This is a genomic window from Kordiimonas aestuarii, assembly GCF_025574465.1.
GTDB lineage: Bacteria > Pseudomonadota > Alphaproteobacteria > Sphingomonadales > Kordiimonadaceae > Kordiimonas > Kordiimonas aestuarii.
Genome location: NZ_JAOBPP010000017.1, coordinates 1 through 15901, shown reverse-complemented (window position 1 = coordinate 15901; position 15901 = coordinate 1). Strand labels below are relative to the sequence as shown.

Below are 15901 nucleotides of genomic sequence, written 5' to 3'. Positions count from 1 at the left end.
TGGCACGGGCTGCCCCTTGATATTTTTATCTTCGTCATTATACTATAGGGGGCATAGTATTTAAAAGGTGATCCCATGATCGGTGACAAAGACAGAACGGCGATGATCAACCGCTTGGCGCGTATCGAAGGACAGCTTCGCGGTATTCAGAAGATGATGGGCGCGGACGCGCCGGACTGCGAGAAGGTGGCGCAGCAGATGAGCGCGGCAAGGAAGGCGCTCGACAAGGCGGGGCACACCATGCTCGCGTGCATGGTGGAGGCGCACATCAGAGCCGGTGATGAAAGCAGCCTCGACGATCTCGGGCAACTCATCAGCAAATACGCGTGAACGGAGTGTGGGTGTCATGAACAACCTCAAGAAAATTCCAGCAGCAGAATTCAAAGAGCTGCGTGGTAAGAACGGCGCGCGTCATGTGATTGATGTGCGCACCGGCGCTGAATACACCGCCTGCCATGTGCAGGGCGCGAAGCACTATCCGCTGCAGGACCTTGCGCCGGGTGAGGTACTTCAGGGTGTTGGCGGCAATGATGAGCCGATCTATGTGCTCTGCAAGGCTGGTGGCCGGGCGCAAAAGGCGGCCGAGGTGCTCGCGCCCACCACGACACGCGATATTGTGGTCGTCGAGGGTGGCACCGATGCTTGTGTCGCCTGCGGTGTCGCGGTCAATGACACCACCGCCACAGTCATATCGCTTGAGCGCCAGGTGCGCATTACAGCGGGCGGGCTTGTGGTGCTTGGTGTGCTGCTGGGCTGGTTTATCGCGCCGGCGTTTTACCTGCTCTCCGGGTTTGTGGGCGCGGGGCTGACGTTTGCGGGCATGACCAACACTTGTGCGATGGGCATGCTGCTGGCGCGCATGCCGTGGAACAACGCATGAGGGAAGGAGAGGGCAATGTTTTTCCGGCAGCTTTTTGACCATGACAGCTGGACCTTCACCTATCTGCTGGCTGACGAACAAAGCCGCGAGGCGGTCATCATCGACCCGGTGCTGGACCAGATGAGCCTGTACCAGCGCCTTATGGACGAATACGACCTGACGCTGAAGTATGCCATTGATACCCATGTGCACGCGGACCATGTGACAGCGCTTGGCGCGTTAAGGGATGAACTGGGTGCCGTGACAATCCATGGTGAAGGCTCGAAGGCCGCGTGCGTGTCACGCTTTGTGACGGATGGGGAAGCTATTACTTTTGGCTCCTGTCACCTGAAGGCCTTGGCCACGCCGGGCCACACGGATGACAGCTACAGCTATTATCTGGAGGCGGACGGCAAGCGCCTGGTATTTACGGGGGACACGTTGCTGATCCGCGGGTCGGGACGCACCGATTTCCAGAACGGAGACGCGGGGGCGCAGTATGACAGCCTGTTTGGCAAGCTGCTTGCGCTGCCGGATGATACCATTGTCTACCCGGCTCATGACTATAAAGGCATGAACGAAAGCCGGATCGCGGAGGAACGCGTCCACAACCCGCGCCTGCAGGTGGCGGACAAGGCGGCCTACGTGGAGCTGATGGGTAACCTCAAGATGCCACCCCCAAAATTCATGGATGTGGCGGTGCCGGCAAACCTTGAATGCGGGCGTGGGTGAGCCTGTTTTTCCTTGGGTTGCGAAAATGCAGCTAAAGGCGTTATAATGGTGCCGGGTTCAGAGTTTGTCTGCGAGGCTCTGCCTGGGGGAACCATGAAGATTATATTTATATCGGCACTGGTGTTGTGCCTGTGCGCTTGTGCAACCGACCAAAATGGTGGTCGGGGGCCAGCTTCCGTACCTGAGATTGACGCACCGCCACCACCACCTCCTCCTCCAACTCCGCCACCTCCTATAGAAGGAGAGCCGGAGCCCGAAGAGGTGCTTGTAGCCGGGCCGCCGCCCAGCGTAGACCTGTCCTCGCCCTCAATCCCCTATTATGCGGTTCGTAACTTCATTGGGCCGGCCGCCGCTGCCAGCTTGTCGGTAGACGGTGTGGCTTATCTTGCCTTGCCGCAGATCGCCGTTGGTGGTGATGCAGGTGCCCGCTTACATATGATCTGTGAGGTTTACGTCACGACATTCTCATCAGTGGGTGATATGGCGGGGCAACCCGGCAAGCGTTTTGTTACCTTGTGGCCGCTTGAAGACGAGTATCACGCCGCGAACCTCAACAATAAAAAACGCAGTGAGCTGTTGGCTGATGATGACTGTGCGGACGCTGTTGAAGGTTACGGCCTTGATACCGCGGACATCGCCATCGAGGCGGCACGCCGTTCCGCCGACAAACCGGCACTTAATGGACGCGGGCCGTTTTTGCTGGCGTGGACCCCTGCGGAAGAAAGGGGCAAGGACGGTTCGCTTGCCCTTGTCCTCGACCTTTCCGGTGTTGATAGCCGCGAGAATATCGAGACGCTGATGGCCAAGTGGAAGCGGGACGTGGTGCAAACCCCCGAGCTATGGGACAACGGCTGGGACGTTGACCGCCTCAAGGTCGCGATCACGGAGATGCTGGAAAGCATCGGGCCGGGGCTTGTGGCCTTCTCAAGCTGGTTTATGGGGGAGGATGACGAATGATCAAGAAGTTTGGCTTGCCGGGCCTTATCGGTATTCTGATTGCAGCCGGCATTCATTGGTGGCTGGATTTCAACCTCTCGGAAGCCGCGACCTTTGCGCTGTATTTTATCTGCGTCGGCGTGGTGGAACTTGCCAGTGTCGGGTTCCGTGCGCTGAAGGCGAGAGCGCCAGCAGAACCCACAGAGGCCGAGGGCGAAGCTCCCTGAAAGGCCGTGGCGCTAAAAGCCGCATGAAACTGCGCATTTTAGTTGACAAGTACCCGCAATCGCTATACCACCCGCCCGTTAATGAATGGCCGGGGCAATAGTGACCTTTGGCCGCACGGGCAACATAGTGCCATTGTTTTCGGACAGCACGCCGCCCGTGGCGCTTATTTGAAAGGAGCGATTCGCATGTCCAAGCGTATCCAAGCGAAATATAAAATTGACCGCCGTATGGGCGAAAACATCTGGGGCCGTGCAAAGTCCCCAGTGAACAACCGTGAATACGGTCCGGGTCAACACGGTCAGCGCCGCAAAAGCAAGCTGTCTGACTTCGGTATCCAGCTTCGTGCCAAACAGAAGCTCAAGGGTTACTATGGCAACATCACCGAAAAACAGTTCCGTCGCTATTATGACGAAGCTGTGCGTCGCCGCGGCGATACCGGTGAAAACCTGATCGGTATTCTTGAGTGTCGTCTTGACGCGGTTGTATACCGTGCGAAGTTCGTACCAACCGTGTTTTCCGCGCGTCAGTTTGTAAACCACGGCCACGTGCTCGTGAACGGCAAGCGCTGTAACATCCCATCCCGTCTGCTGAAAGCTGGTGATGTCGTGGAAGTCCGCGAAAAATCCCGCGCAGTACCGATGGTGATCGAAGCAGGCCAAAGCCCAGAGCGTGAACTGCCTGAATACATTTCCGTAGACGGTTTCAAAGCAACCTACGTACGTATCCCGTCGCTCGACGAAGTACCGTACCCGGTTATCATGGAACCGAACCTTGTTGTGGAATTCTACTCCCGTTAATCGCGGGGGCAGGGCCACACGAAGGCACTGGACATTATTGGAAAGGCCGCCGGGCAAATGCCCGGCGGCCTTTTTATATCATGGGAAGTTTTTGGGCGCTGGTCAGCTTCGGCCTTTTGCACCGCCGCGGCCTTGCTGGTAGCTGCTGGGGGTTGCCGCCATGCCGTTGCGCCAGGTTTGTTTCTGCTTACACGGCTTACACAGGCGTTCGCCCGACCATGCACTGTCGAACGGCGTATGACACATCAGGCATTCCCGCGATTTGGGAACATCCCATCCCGGCCGCAGTGTACTGTCAGCGCCCGGCCTTTTGTTGGTTGGCTGTCGTTCGGGGGTGACGCGTGCCGGGGTCCCAAGGGTCTTGTTTTGTCGGGTCTGTGTCATCATCTTGCCTTTGCCGTGCTGGCGATTTTATCCGGGTAGCTCACATTGGTTCTGTTGGCGTCGGTAGGGTTTTTCGCATGTCCAGTCGTTGCCACGATAATCAAGGTGGGCATTTTTCGGCATTTCGACGGTCACACAGGTCTGGCCCGCTTCCATGTATCCCCGGTCGCATTCCCAGCCTTTGTCGTAAATATTGTCAACCAGATGGGAGTGACGCGGGATTTTGATCTCAAGGCAATCTGTGTCGGTGGCGCGATAACCCCGGTTACACTTCCAGCCGGTGCCAAAGCTTTGGTCGGTCAGATAACCGTCTTTTGGCACCTTGATAAGGGCACAGGTGTCGCGTACTGCGCGGTAGCCGCGTTCACATTCCCAGCCCCGGTCATAGGTGGAGGGTGACAAATAGGCATTTGCGGGCACCGGTATGGCCTCACAGCTATTGTCGGTGGCGCGAAAACCGCGCTCGCAAGCCCACTCCGCGCCGTAGCTCGCGTCTGTCAGGTAGCCATTGGCGGGAATGTTGATCGGTGTGCACATATCTCCGGTGGAAGAATAACCGCGCTCACACTTCCAGCCCGCGCCATAATTGTTTTCGGAAATATAGGCATTTGCGGGCAGTTTGATGGCCTCGCAATTCTTGCCATTTTCAAGGTAGCCGTGCCGGCAGGCCCAGCCTTGTCCATATGTCATGCCGGTGAGGTAGGCATTGACGGGGGTAATGACGGCGACACATGCGTCTGACGAACGCTGGAACCCATCATTGCAGCTCCAGCCGCGGCCATATGCATCGGTGTGGCCATTTTCAGGCGGCGGGCCGGCTACCGCGGCGGCGCTGGCGTAGAGCAGCAACAAAAGAATGGTCAGCGTGACCATCACACCGTTGCGCAGGTGCGAAGGGAAGGTCATTTTTTGTCCTTAATGGCCTGTGGTTCCATGCCGGGTGGGCATTAGATACGCGCAGGCGAATATAGTCAGTCGGGGTCTTTATAGCCGCTGGAGGTAAATTCCTCGAAGCCGAAAGGCGGCGGTCGGTCTGGCTCTTCGGCCATCCATAGCATGCCTTCTTCTTCGCCACTCTCAACGGCGAGCAGGTCGGCCGATTTTTGGGCTTCCCTCTCAAGGCGGAGCGTGCGAGCTTCTGTTGCTTTGTCCTCTTCAGCCTTCGCCAGCGCGTGATCCCGCAGGATTGCAGCGTCAAACTCGCCGGGGCTCAGGGTCAGATATTCCTCAATGCCCGGACGCTCAGGCTGTAGGCGCAGCGTGGTTTGATAGCGCCGATAGGCTGGCGTGATAGAACCTTCCAGCAAGACTTCCTCGGTTTCTGTTTGGTAGACACCGGCGGGCAGGGGTCTTTTATACCCCCGCACTTTGAAGTCGTTTTTGAAGGTTACTGTGCGTTCTATGGAGCGGCTCGTCATTTTCTTTGTCCAGACCGGCAGCGGGAGGGAAAGTTCCCTCCCAGTGCGGTTTACTTGCAGTGCGATTTACTTGGGCGCGGCAGTGGTGCTTTTGGCCGGTGCTTCTTTGGCTTTGGCGTCGACTACGGCTGCTTTGACAACAGGAGGCTTCTGTGTGGCATCTGTTTTTTTCTTGAAAAGGTCTTTGTAAGTCATTTTTCCGGTCCTTTAAAAATTAAGTAATAATCTCGTCTATTTATATGGTTATTTTTATAATTATTTCAATAGTTGCCAGAATTTTAAAATAAAAGTGCAATATTTATTTTGTGCAATAAATTAATATTATTTTTTATTTATGATCAATAGCAGGACGCGCGCAAATAACCCCTGCGCCAACGGACATGATGAACAGCCCGGGCGCAGGGGGCGGCACAAGGTTCGGGTGCCTGAGTTTTTACGGGTTAAATTCTGGCGGCGGGATCAGTTGGTGCGTTTGGCTTGTGCAACCGCGTCCTTGAGCGAGGTATAGCGAAAATCGCCAAGCTGGTAGTAATTTACCGTTGAATGCACGATGCCGTATTCTGCCATTGTTTCGGCTTCTGCGGTTGTTGGTGCATCAGCGATGGTCGTCGTGGATGGGTGTGGAGCTTGGGACATTATATGTCCTTTCTGAAGGGCGGCATCAACTTGCCGCTGTATACATATGGCGACGCCATCACCGGTTTACTATGGGCAGGTACTCATGTATCTGGAGGGAAGCTTGGTGAAGCAAGGGACATATACCGGTGACAGACACAACGCTCAGGCCCGTTCGGGACGATGACGCAGAGGGGCTTATCACCCTCATTGGTGGGATTTTCGCCGAATATGACGGTGTTCATATTGAACCTGACGGTCTCGACAGCGACCTGCGCGCCTATGCCAGCTATATGGCCAGCGTGGAAGGTGAGGCTTTTGTGGTCGAGGGGGGCGGTAAATTGCTCGCCTGTGTTTCCTATTGTCCGCTTGAAGGCTCGCGCTTTCAGCTCAAGCGCATCTATCTGAGCGCGGATCTGCGTGGTGGCGGCATGGGGCTCAAGCTTTTGCAATACGCCGAGGACCGCGCTCGCACTCGTGGTGCAAAGTCCATGGAGCTATGGTCCGACACGCGTTTTTCACGTGCGCACCGCTTCTATGAGCGCGAAGGCTATGTCAAACAGCCGGAAACCCGCGACCTGCACGACAGCTCGAACACCACGGAATATCAGTTCATCAAGCAACTATAGCCCCTGCGTGTACCGCTTGGCCGTGCTGACTTTACCCGAAACCGCTTGCGGGGGCGGCGTGGTGCGCGTACATAAGGGCACACTATAAACCGCGTTCCGAGGGGAGCCTGCCATATGCATTTCAGCATGTGCGGCTGAGAGTCTGCGCCCGGCGCAGAGACCCTTAGAACCTGATCTGGCTAACACCAGCGCAAGGGACGGAGCAATCATATGCCTGATACAGCTAACCAGAATTTTAATGTCACGACCGGCGAACTGCCGGGTTCGAAAAAGATTTATGTACGGTCGGAACTGGACCCCACCATCCGCGTGCCAATGCGCGAAATCCACCTGCACCCCAGCGCCAACGAAGTGCCGGTGCGGGTGTATGACACATCCGGCCCATACTCGGACCCCACGGCGGAGATCGACATCTACGAAGGCCTCAAGCCGCTGCGCCGGACGTGGATCGAAGGCCGCGGCGACGTGGAGGAATACGAAGGCCGCGAGATCAAGCCTGAGGATAACGGTAAGGTGGAAGGCGACTATCTGGCGCCTGAATTCCCCGTGCGCAACCGCCCCTTGCGGGCAAAAGCAGGTGCCAACGTCAGCCAGATGCACTATGCCCGCAAAGGCCTGATCACGCCTGAGATGGAATATGTCGCGGTGCGCGAAAACCTTGGCCGCAAGGTGATGAAGGAAAAGCTGAAGCGCGACGGTGACCCGATGGGCGCCAATATACCGGATTATATCACGGCGGAATTTGTGCGCGACGAGATCGCCGCAGGCCGCGCCATTATCCCCAACAACATCAACCACCCGGAAACCGAGCCGATGATCATCGGCCGCAATTTCCTCGTTAAAATCAACGCCAATATCGGTAACTCGGCTGTCAGCTCTTCCATCGCGGAAGAGGTGGACAAAATGGTATGGGCTACACGCTGGGGCGCGGATACGGTGATGGACCTCTCGACCGGCCGCAACATCCACAACACCCGTGAATGGATCATGCGCAACTCGCCGGTGCCCATCGGCACAGTGCCGATCTATCAGGCGCTCGAGAAGGTGGACGGCGTCGCCGAAGACCTGACGTGGGAGATTTACCGCGATACGCTGATTGAGCAGTGTGAGCAGGGCGTTGACTATTTCACCATTCACGCCGGTGTGCGCCTGCCGTTCATTCACCTGACCGCCAAGCGTGTGACCGGTATCGTGTCACGCGGTGGTTCGATCATGGCGAAATGGTGCCTCGCGCACCATAAGGAAAGCTTCCTCTACACCCACTTTGAAGACATCTGCGAAATCATGAAGCAGTATGACGTGGCCTTCTCCCTTGGCGATGGCCTGCGTCCGGGTAGTATTGCGGACGCCAACGACGAAGCTCAGTTCGCCGAACTGCGCACGCTGGGTGAGCTCACCAAAATGGCATGGAAGCACGACGTGCAGGTGATGATTGAGGGCCCCGGCCACGTGGCCATGCACAAGATCAAGGAAAACATGGAAGAGCAACTCAAGCACTGCCATGAAGCGCCGTTTTATACCCTCGGGCCACTCACAACCGATATCGCACCAGGCTATGACCACATCACGTCCGCCATCGGCGCGGCACAGATCGGCTGGTACGGCACCGCGATGCTGTGTTACGTCACGCCGAAGGAACACCTTGGCCTGCCGGACAGGGACGACGTGAAAGTGGGTGTGATCACCTACAAACTCGCCGCCCACGCGGCAGATTTGGCCAAGGGCCACCCGGCATCGCAGCTCAGGGATGACGCGGTAAGCCGCGCACGGTTTGAGTTCCGCTGGGAAGACCAGTTCAACCTGAGCCTCGACCCCGAAACCGCGAGGCAGTATCACGACCAGACCTTGCCCAAGGAAGCGCACAAAGTGGCGCACTTCTGCTCCATGTGCGGTCCGAAGTTCTGCTCGATGAAAATCACCCAGGAAGTACGCGATTTCGCTGCCCAAAAGGAAGAGGCGGAGACCGGCATGAAGCAGATGTCCGAAGAATTCAAAAAACGCGGCGCCGACATCTACCTGCCAGCCGAAGAAGTTGAAGCGGCGGAGTAGGTTTCCCCCTTACACGCTTGACGAGAATGAGAAGACCGGGGCAATCTGCCCCGGTCTTTTAATGTTTATCGGGCTGTTAGAATTTGTGACTTGAGCTCGGTTTTGGGAATTGGATTTATCAGGGTATGGCGGATTGCCGGGTATTTGTGACCTTTGATAAGGTGGACCTGCTGCTGTTGTCGGGTTTGGTGGTGTACGCGGTGTATATTTGGCTTCGAAAAAAATACGCGCCTTATCTGCCTGTTGGTAGCAAGAACGTCTATGATGGTTGGATACGTATGAAATTGAAGCGTTTCAGTGAGTTTATAGCTTCCTTTTTCCTGTACGGGCCTCTCTTTATGATCGCTGGCGGCCTAGTTTGGCATCTATTTGCAACTTGTGTTGATGGGGGTGGGCCGTCCTTTCTTGTATTCCTAGTTGTTGTTTTGTTTGCGACTACCGCGACTTCGTTCATATTTCCAGTGTATCGAAAGCCGGGTGGTTAGTCCGTTTGGTCCGCCGCCTGGACGGATGAGAATGCCGGGGCACCATGCCGGTCTTTTTGTATGGGGGAGGGGATGACGGTGAATACACTCAACAGGCGCGGGTTTCTGGCTGCGGTGGCGGGCACGGGCGGGGCGATGCTGGTGCCGGGCACCTTGGGCGCCACGCTTCTGAGTCTGTCGGCGTGCGGCAGTGCTGAGCAGCCGAAGCTTGGGCCGGGCCTGAAACCTGACCCCAATGGCATTGTCGACCTGCCCGAGGGTTTCACCTACAAGGTCATTTCCATGGCCGGTGAAATCATGTCAGACGGCCTTGAGGTGCCCGAGTATCATGACGGCATGGGCGCGTTTGAGGGGCCGGATGGCGAGACCATTCTGGTGCGCAACCATGAAATGCCGCTCTTTTTCCCCAAGGACCCGCCGTCACCGGTGCCGGATATGGCCTATGACCCTGCGTCCGCAGGCGGCACCACGACCATCTGGCTCGACGGCGACCTCAATGTGCTCAAACATCACCTCAGCCTGACGGGCACCATCCGCAACTGCTCCGGCGGCATAACGCCGTGGGGCACGTGGGTGAGCTGCGAGGAAGCGGGGTATGACGGCTGGGAAATGGGCAAACGCCACGGCTACGCCTTTGAGGTGGATCCGATGAACCCGCTGATGCGCATTGAGCCGATCAAGGCCATGGGCCGCTTCAACCATGAAGCCATCGCGGTGGACGGCAGCGGTGTGGTCTATGAGACCGAGGACAACACAGAGGGCTGTTTCTACCGCTATATCCCGCGCACCGGCGGGCGGCTGATGGAGGGCGGCACCTTGCAGGCGCTTGCGTTCACCAATGGCCGCAAACACACGACCGACGAACCGCTGGAGCCCGGCCGCGCCTACGCGTGCGACTGGGTCACCATCGACGAGCCGGACCCGGATGAGAACACTGTGGCTGAGGACGCGCAGACCAAGGGCGCGGCGATTTTTGTGCGTGGGGAGGGTATCGTGACAGCACCCGACGGCATCTATTTCTCCTGCACCTCAGGCGGGCGCGAAAGCCTTGGCCAGATATTCAAATATATCCCCGGTTCCACACCCGATGAGGGCGGGCAGGTCATGCTGGTGTTCGAGGCCACCGTCGCCGGGGCGCTTGAAATGCCGGACAATATAGTCATGAGCCCCTGGGGCGACCTGATTATATGTGAAGACTGCGACCAGGACAGCCAGCGCCTTGTGGGCCTGACGCCGGACGGGCGGCTTTACCACATCGCGGGCACCACCATTTCCGAATGGGCGGGGGCCTGTTTCTCGGCGGACGGGCGCACCCTTTTTGCCAATATCCAGAAGGACCCCGGCCGCACCATCGCCATCCGTGGCCCATGGCAAAGCCTGAGGGCTTGATGCTGCGCCGCCACCATACGGTCGCGGCAGCCCTTATGCTGCTGCTCAGTGGCTGCATGGCCGCGCCGTCCTGCCTGCCGGGGGAGGAGGGCTTCACCGAATCCCGCCTCTATTTCGGCCGCAGCATTGGTGGCCAGCCGGAGCCTGACGCGGTGACGGAAGCCGACTGGGCTGATTTTGTCACCGCTGAGATTACCCCGCGCTTCCCGAATGGTTTCACCGTGCTGGACGGCACCGGCCACTGGCGTGGTGACGAGGGCGGCACGACTGAGCGCGAATACAGCAAGGTGCTGGAGGTATTGAGCCCCACGCCCGAGCGCGCGCAGGCCGCAGAAAAGCTTACGGCCATCGCCAGCGCCTACCGCTCGCGCTTTCGCCAGCAGTCCGTGCTGCAGTCCAGCAGCACTGTCTGCACCCGCTTCCACGACTGAGCGCACCGCGCCCCTCGCTGCCGCCACATTGCCGCGTTATGCTGATGTCTGATCGAACACCTCGTTTGAAGTCATTCAATAAACAAATTTAGCGCCGCGTCTGTGCTATAGTAGCTTGGTTTCATGAAAGAACGGGGCGGTGGCATGGTATGCCCGCCTGACAGTTCTGCCCATATGAGATTGGAGCACAACATGGATGAGAAGATCAAAACCACCGGCGGCAAATGCCCGGTTATGCACGATGGCCACACGTCGAGCGGTAAATCAAACATGAGCTGGTGGCCGAATGCGCTTAATTTCGACATCCTGCACCAGCATGACATCAAGTCAAACCCGATGTCGGCAGATTTTAATTACCGTGAAGAACTCAAGAAGCTTGATGTCGCCGCCCTGAAGGCTGACCTGCACGCGCTGATGACCGACAGTCAGGACTGGTGGCCGGCGGACTGGGGCCATTATGGCGGCCTGATGATCCGCATGTCGTGGCACGCGGCGGGCTCCTACCGCATGGCGGACGGTCGCGGCGGCGCGGGTACCGGCAACCAGCGCTTTGCGCCGCTCAGCTCCTGGCCCGATAACGTCAATCTCGACAAGGCCCGCCGCCTGTTGTGGCCGATCAAGAAAAAATACGGCAACAAAATCAGCTGGGCCGACCTTATCGTGCTGGCGGGTACCATCGCTTATGAGAGCATGGGGCTTAAAACTTACGGCTTCGCCTTTGGCCGCGAGGATATCTGGCACCCTGAGACAGACACTTACTGGGGCTCGGAAGACGAATGGCTGGGCGCCACGCGCTATGACGAAGACGGCGACGACCGCACGAGCCTTGAAAACCCGCTGGCTGCGGTGCAGATGGGCCTTATCTATGTGAACCCCGAAGGCGTGGGCGGCAACCCGGACCCACTGCGCACCGCCCATGACGTGCGTGAAACCTTCGCCCGTATGGCGATGGATGACGAGGAAACCGTGGCGCTCACCGCCGGTGGTCACACCGTGGGTAAATGCCACGGCAACGGCGACGCGGGCGACCTTGGGCCAGACCCGGAGGGCGCACCGCTTGAAGACCAGGGCCTTGGCTGGATCAACAAAAAGGGTCGCGGCATCGGGCGCAACACGGTCACCAGCGGCATTGAAGGCGCGTGGACAACACACCCCACCAAGTTTGACGGCGGTTATTTCGACATGCTGTTCGGCCACGAGTGGGAGCTGAAAAAAAGCCCGGCTGGCGCATGGCAGTGGGAACCCGCGGACATTGCCGAGGAAGATAAACCGGTTGATGTCGAAGACCCGTCCATCCGCTATAACCCGATCATGACAGACGCCGACATGGCGATGATCAAAGACCCGGCTTACCGCAAGATATCGGAGCGGTTCCGCGCCGACCCGGATTATTTCCGCGAAACATTCGCCCGCGCGTGGTTCAAGCTGACACACCGCGATATGGGGCCACGTGTGCGCTATGTCGGGCCGGACGTACCGCAGGAAGACCTTATCTGGCAGGACCCGATCCCCGCTGGCTCCACCGGTTATGACGTGGATGCGGTGAAGGACAAAATCGCCGCCAGCGACCTGAGCGTGGCCGAGCTTGTGAGCACCGCGTGGGACAGCGCCCGCACCTACCGTGGTTCAGACATGCGCGGCGGCGCCAATGGCGCCCGCATCCGCCTTGCCCCGCAGAAGGACTGGGCAGGCAACGAGCCAGAACGGCTGGCCAAGGCGCTGAAGGTCTATGAGGCCATCGCGGCGGAAACCGGTGCCAGCGTGGCTGATGTCATCGTACTGGGCGGCAGCGTGGGTATTGAGCGTGCGGCCAAGGCGGCCGGGCGCGATGTGAGCGTGCCGTTCACGCCGGGCCGGGGCGATGCCACCGATGAGATGACCGACGCGGCCTCCTTCGATGTGCTGGAGCCGATCCACGACGGTTACCGCAACTGGCTGAAGGAAGACTATAACGTCAGCCCGGAGGAACTGCTGCTGGACCGCACGCAACTGATGGGCCTCACGGCGCATGAAATGACCGTGCTGATCGCGGGCATGCGGGCCATGGGCACCAACCACGGCGGCACCAAACACGGTGTTTTCACAGACCGCGAGGGCGCACTGACGAACGACTTTTTTGTCAACGTGACTGACATGGCCTACACGTGGAAACCCAAGGGAGAAAATCTCTATGACGTGGTGGAGCGCGCAACAGGCGCTGTGAAGTGGACAGCCACGCGCATCGACCTTGTCATTGGTTCAAACGCCATTCTGCGCGCCTTTGCCGAGCTTTACGCACAAGACGACGGTGCGGAAAAGTTCACCACAGATTTTGTGAAGGCATGGGTGAAGGTCATGAACGCGGACCGTTTCGACCTCAAGTGATCAATCAGCTTTAAAACCGGGCGCTGGCTTCACCGTTGGCGCCCGGTTTTTATTTGCGTTCACCCCCACTTTGACGCCCACCTTGACGCCCGCACGCCCACCGGGGCATGCTGCCCCCTTAACCAATAAAAACAGGCGGGGACAGACATGACAAACACACTCAACAGGCGTGGGTTTTTGGGCGCGGTCGCAGGCGCGGCCGGGGCAACTGGTGCGCTGGCCATGCCCGGCACCCTCGCTGCCACACTGCTGAGCCTCAGCGCCTGTGGCGGGCCACGGCAAACCCTGGGGGCGGGCCTGACGCCGGACCCGAACGGTATTTGCGACCTGCCCAAAGGCTTCAGCTATAAAATCATCTCACAAGCGGGGGAGGTGATGTCAGACGGCCTTGAGGTGCCCGGCTATCATGACGGCATGGGCGCCTTTAAAGGCCCGAACGGGGAGACCATCCTTGTGCGTAACCATGAAACGCCGCTTTTCTTCCCCAAGGACCCGCCGTCACCGGTGCCCGATATGGCCTATGACCCGGCGTCATCGGGCGGCACCACCACCATCTGGCTGGATGACGCGCTGAATGTCATCAAACACCACCTAAGCCTCACGGGCACTATCCGCAACTGCGCGGGTGGCATCACGCCGTGGGGCACGTGGGTAAGCTGCGAGGAAGCGGGCGGCAGCGGCTGGGAAATGGGCAAGCGCCACGGCTACGCCTTTGAGGTTAACCCGCTGGACCCCTTGAAAAAAATTGAACCCATCAAGGCCATGGGCCGCTTCAACCATGAAGCCATCGCGGTTGACGGCAACGGCACCGTGTATGAAACCGAAGATGACATGAACGGCTGTTTCTACCGCTATATCCCGCGCGTGGGCGGGCGCTTGGCCGAAGGTGGCACCCTGCAGGCGCTCAAATTCACCGATGGCCGCCTGCACACCACCGATGAACCCATGCAGCCCGGCCAGCCTTACGCGTGTGAATGGGTCACCATCGACGAGCCAGACCCCGAAGACAACACCCTGCGCCGTGAAGCCCAAAGCAAGGGCGCGGCTATTTTTGTGCGCGGGGAGGGCATTGTCACAGCGCCAGACGGCCTTTATTTCACCTGCACACAGGGCGGGGCCGCAGGCATTGGCCAAGTGTTCAAATATATCCCCGGTGACAGCGCGGACGCGGGCGGGCAGGTGATGCTGGTGTTCGAAGCCACCACACCCGGTGCGCTTGAAAAGCCCGACAATATCGTCATCAGCCCATGGGGCGACCTGATCATCTGTGAAGACTGTGACCTCACCAGCCAGCGCCTTGTCGGCCTGACGCCCGAGGGCAAGCTATACCACATCGCCGCGACCGACATTTCCGAATGGGCCGGTGCCTGCTTCTCGCCCGACGGCAAAACCCTGTTCGCCAACATACAAAAAGACCCCGGCCGCACCCTGGCGATCAGAGGCCCGTGGGAGAGCTTGCGGGGGTAGGAGGGAGCCGTTAAAGGATGTTTGATGTGGGTTTTTTGGTAGATCTAATCGTCATTTCTACAGGCTCCTTATCGCCTCCCTTTGAGGGACTATGCGCTTTTTTAACTAACTGCCAGCACATAACAATGGGCAACAATAGTACAGCAATCGGTATAAAGGATTGCTTCAAAAAGGATAGGTGCAGAAGCAGCGAACAAAAGCGGTCAAGCTGGCACAAGTTCTCATTAGCAGGGAGCGTCTGAGCAGCGATTTCTTCAAAGATCAATTGGGCTAGGTCGTAGACTCATAATTTTTCAACCAGATACAGACTGAAGCCAGTTTTACAGCGGCGAGGAAATTCTCCGGGTTTTTGTCATAGCGCGTTGCAATGCCCCGATAGTGCTTGAGCTTATTGAAGAAACGCTCGACGAGATTACGGTGTCGGTACAGCCATTTACTGAAGGTAAAGGACTGCTTGCGGTTGGCTTTTGGCGGAATATTGGCCCAAGCTCTGCGCGCTGTGGTGAAGGCACGAAGCGCGTCGGTATCATAGGCTTTGTCAGCGAGCAAGATCGCTTCCTCCTTGATGTCCTCAATCAGATCAAGGGCCGGTTTGCTGTCGTGGGTCTGTCCAGCAGTCAGCGAAAGCCTGATCGGCAGACCATCCGCATCGACGAGGGCGTGGATTTTGGTGGTCAGTCCACCCCGGGAACGGCCCATGCAGCCATCGTCCTGATCCCCCTTTTTGCCGTGGCCCCTTGTTGATGCACACGGACACAGCTGCTGTCGATCATAATGATGTCACCGTCATGGGCTTTGCTCACCGCCTCGAACAGTCGGTCCCACACCCCGGCCTTGCGCCAGCGGACAAACCGGTTGTAGCAGGTGGTGTAGGGACCATATCTTTCGGGAATGTCTGCCCACGGCGTTCCCGCCCGAAAGCGCCACAAGATGCCGTTGATCACCCGGCGGTCATCCACCCTAGGCACCCCGCGCGGCTTGTTCGGCAGCAAAGGCTCTATGATCGACCATTCATAATCTGTCAGTTCATACCGGCGGCGGCGCATCAAAACCTCCTCAATGATTTGAGAAGCGTTGAATCATATCTTCGCCTGTTTGGGAATCCCTTTTATGAGTTT

Annotated in this window: 18 protein-coding genes and 1 riboswitch; of the genes, 12 read left to right on the top strand and 6 right to left on the bottom strand. The window is 58.1% G+C overall.

From position 1 onward, the window contains the following. Positions 1-75: 75 nt before the first annotated feature. From OEU85_RS05495 to rpsD, 6 genes are all read left to right on the top strand, one after another. Complete coding sequence (locus OEU85_RS05495; RefSeq protein ID WP_262690450.1) at positions 76-330, top strand: metal-sensitive transcriptional regulator; 255 nt, start codon at positions 76-78, stop codon at positions 328-330. Next, the gene (locus OEU85_RS05490; protein WP_262690449.1) at positions 281-880 is read left to right on the top strand and encodes a rhodanese-like domain-containing protein; all 600 of its coding nucleotides are present in this window, start codon (positions 281-283) and stop codon (positions 878-880) included. Before OEU85_RS05495 ends, OEU85_RS05490 begins: the two co-directional genes overlap by 50 nt. A 15-nt stretch (positions 881-895) precedes the next feature. Then, positions 896-1591: an MBL fold metallo-hydrolase gene (locus OEU85_RS05485; protein WP_262690448.1), complete on the top strand. Its 696-nt coding sequence runs from the start codon at positions 896-898 to the stop codon at positions 1589-1591. A 261-nt stretch (positions 1592-1852) separates the two neighbouring features. Further along, positions 1853-2548, top strand: a complete 696-nt coding sequence (locus OEU85_RS05480) for a hypothetical protein (RefSeq protein WP_262690447.1) — start codon at positions 1853-1855, stop codon at positions 2546-2548. Beyond that, positions 2545-2754, top strand: a complete 210-nt coding sequence (locus tag OEU85_RS05475; protein ID WP_262690446.1) for a hypothetical protein — start codon at positions 2545-2547, stop codon at positions 2752-2754. Before OEU85_RS05480 ends, OEU85_RS05475 begins: the two co-directional genes overlap by 4 nt. A gap of 186 nt (positions 2755-2940) precedes the next feature. After that, positions 2941-3552, top strand: coding sequence for a 30S ribosomal protein S4 (gene rpsD, locus OEU85_RS05470; protein ID WP_262690445.1), 612 nt, complete (start codon positions 2941-2943; stop codon positions 3550-3552). 102 nt (positions 3553-3654) lie between these two features. On the opposite strand, the gene OEU85_RS05465 is transcribed toward rpsD, so the two are convergent. The 5 genes from OEU85_RS05465 to OEU85_RS05445 all read right to left on the bottom strand — a co-directional run bounded on the left by OEU85_RS05465 (position 3655) and on the right by OEU85_RS05445 (position 5990). Next, positions 3655-3939 (bottom strand): hypothetical protein, encoded by a 285-nt coding sequence (locus OEU85_RS05465; protein WP_262690444.1) that lies wholly within the window; start codon positions 3937-3939, stop codon positions 3655-3657. A 24-nt stretch (positions 3940-3963) separates the two neighbouring features. Then, on the bottom strand, positions 3964-4842 hold the full coding sequence (locus tag OEU85_RS05460; RefSeq protein WP_262690443.1) for a hypothetical protein: 879 nt from the start codon (positions 4840-4842) through the stop codon (positions 3964-3966). 65 nt (positions 4843-4907) lie between these two features. Beyond that, entirely contained in the window at positions 4908-5354 is a 447-nt protein-coding gene (locus tag OEU85_RS05455; protein WP_262690442.1) for a hypothetical protein, read from the bottom strand. 66 nt (positions 5355-5420) lie between these two features. Then, a complete protein-coding gene (locus tag OEU85_RS05450) occupies positions 5421-5549 on the bottom strand; it encodes a hypothetical protein (RefSeq protein ID WP_262690441.1) in 129 nt (42 codons plus the stop codon). Between the two features lie 264 nt (positions 5550-5813). After that, positions 5814-5990, bottom strand: coding sequence for a hypothetical protein (locus OEU85_RS05445; RefSeq protein ID WP_262690440.1), 177 nt, complete (start codon positions 5988-5990; stop codon positions 5814-5816). 128 nt (positions 5991-6118) lie between these two features. Here OEU85_RS05445 and OEU85_RS05440 point away from each other — a divergent pair, with 128 nt between their 5' ends. The 6 genes from OEU85_RS05440 (at position 6119) to OEU85_RS05415 (ending at position 14783) form a co-directional block, all read left to right on the top strand. Then, entirely contained in the window at positions 6119-6598 is a 480-nt protein-coding gene (locus OEU85_RS05440; protein ID WP_262690439.1) for a GNAT family N-acetyltransferase, read from the top strand. A gap of 89 nt (positions 6599-6687) precedes the next feature. Then, positions 6688-6813: riboswitch (TPP riboswitch) on the top strand. Next, positions 6809-8647 carry a phosphomethylpyrimidine synthase ThiC gene (thiC, locus tag OEU85_RS05435; RefSeq protein ID WP_262690438.1) on the top strand — a complete coding sequence of 613 codons (1839 nt, stop codon included), beginning with the start codon at positions 6809-6811 and terminating at the stop codon, positions 8645-8647. It overlaps the preceding riboswitch by 5 nt. 557 nt (positions 8648-9204) lie before the next feature. Next, positions 9205-10521 carry a PhoX family protein gene (locus OEU85_RS05430; protein ID WP_262690437.1) on the top strand — a complete coding sequence of 439 codons (1317 nt, stop codon included), beginning with the start codon at positions 9205-9207 and terminating at the stop codon, positions 10519-10521. After that, positions 10521-10952 carry a DUF3574 domain-containing protein gene (locus tag OEU85_RS05425; protein WP_262690436.1) on the top strand — a complete coding sequence of 144 codons (432 nt, stop codon included), beginning with the start codon at positions 10521-10523 and terminating at the stop codon, positions 10950-10952. Before OEU85_RS05430 ends, OEU85_RS05425 begins: the two co-directional genes overlap by 1 nt. 192 nt (positions 10953-11144) lie before the next feature. Further along, a complete protein-coding gene (katG, locus tag OEU85_RS05420) occupies positions 11145-13316 on the top strand; it encodes a catalase/peroxidase HPI (protein WP_262690435.1) in 2172 nt (723 codons plus the stop codon). Between the two features lie 147 nt (positions 13317-13463). After that, complete coding sequence (locus tag OEU85_RS05415) at positions 13464-14783, top strand: PhoX family protein (RefSeq protein ID WP_262690433.1); 1320 nt, start codon at positions 13464-13466, stop codon at positions 14781-14783. Positions 14784-15053: 270 nt separating this feature from the next. On the opposite strand, the gene OEU85_RS05410 is transcribed toward OEU85_RS05415, so the two are convergent. Then, positions 15054-15829, bottom strand: a protein-coding gene (locus OEU85_RS05410; protein WP_262689381.1) for an IS5 family transposase whose coding sequence is annotated in 2 segments (ribosomal slippage) — positions 15054-15514 and positions 15514-15829 — 777 coding nt in all. Because the reading frame shifts where the segments join, the coding sequence is not laid out codon by codon here. Between the last annotated feature and the right edge of the window lie 72 nt (positions 15830-15901).

Bases quoted from the DNA above. Each gene is read 5' to 3' on its own strand.
- OEU85_RS05495 (WP_262690450.1), top strand. From the start codon at position 76: ATGATCGGTGACAAAGACAGAACGGCGATGATCAACCGCTTGGCGCGT.
- OEU85_RS05490 (WP_262690449.1), top strand. From the start codon at position 281: ATGAAAGCAGCCTCGACGATCTCGGGCAACTCATCAGCAAATACGCGT.
- OEU85_RS05485 (WP_262690448.1), top strand. From the start codon at position 896: ATGTTTTTCCGGCAGCTTTTTGACCATGACAGCTGGACCTTCACCTAT.
- OEU85_RS05475 (WP_262690446.1), top strand. From the start codon at position 2,545: ATGATCAAGAAGTTTGGCTTGCCGGGCCTTATCGGTATTCTGATTGCA.
- rpsD (WP_262690445.1), top strand. From the start codon at position 2,941: ATGTCCAAGCGTATCCAAGCGAAATATAAAATTGACCGCCGTATGGGC.
- OEU85_RS05465 (WP_262690444.1), bottom strand. From the start codon at position 3,939: ATGATGACACAGACCCGACAAAACAAGACCCTTGGGACCCCGGCACGC.
- OEU85_RS05460 (WP_262690443.1), bottom strand. From the start codon at position 4,842: ATGACCTTCCCTTCGCACCTGCGCAACGGTGTGATGGTCACGCTGACC.
- OEU85_RS05455 (WP_262690442.1), bottom strand. From the start codon at position 5,354: ATGACGAGCCGCTCCATAGAACGCACAGTAACCTTCAAAAACGACTTC.
- OEU85_RS05450 (WP_262690441.1), bottom strand. From the start codon at position 5,549: ATGACTTACAAAGACCTTTTCAAGAAAAAAACAGATGCCACACAGAAG.
- OEU85_RS05445 (WP_262690440.1), bottom strand. From the start codon at position 5,990: ATGTCCCAAGCTCCACACCCATCCACGACGACCATCGCTGATGCACCA.
- thiC (WP_262690438.1), top strand. From the start codon at position 6,809: ATGCCTGATACAGCTAACCAGAATTTTAATGTCACGACCGGCGAACTG.
- OEU85_RS05430 (WP_262690437.1), top strand. From the start codon at position 9,205: ATGACGGTGAATACACTCAACAGGCGCGGGTTTCTGGCTGCGGTGGCG.
- OEU85_RS05425 (WP_262690436.1), top strand. From the start codon at position 10,521: ATGCTGCGCCGCCACCATACGGTCGCGGCAGCCCTTATGCTGCTGCTC.
- katG (WP_262690435.1), top strand. From the start codon at position 11,145: ATGGATGAGAAGATCAAAACCACCGGCGGCAAATGCCCGGTTATGCAC.
- OEU85_RS05415 (WP_262690433.1), top strand. From the start codon at position 13,464: ATGACAAACACACTCAACAGGCGTGGGTTTTTGGGCGCGGTCGCAGGC.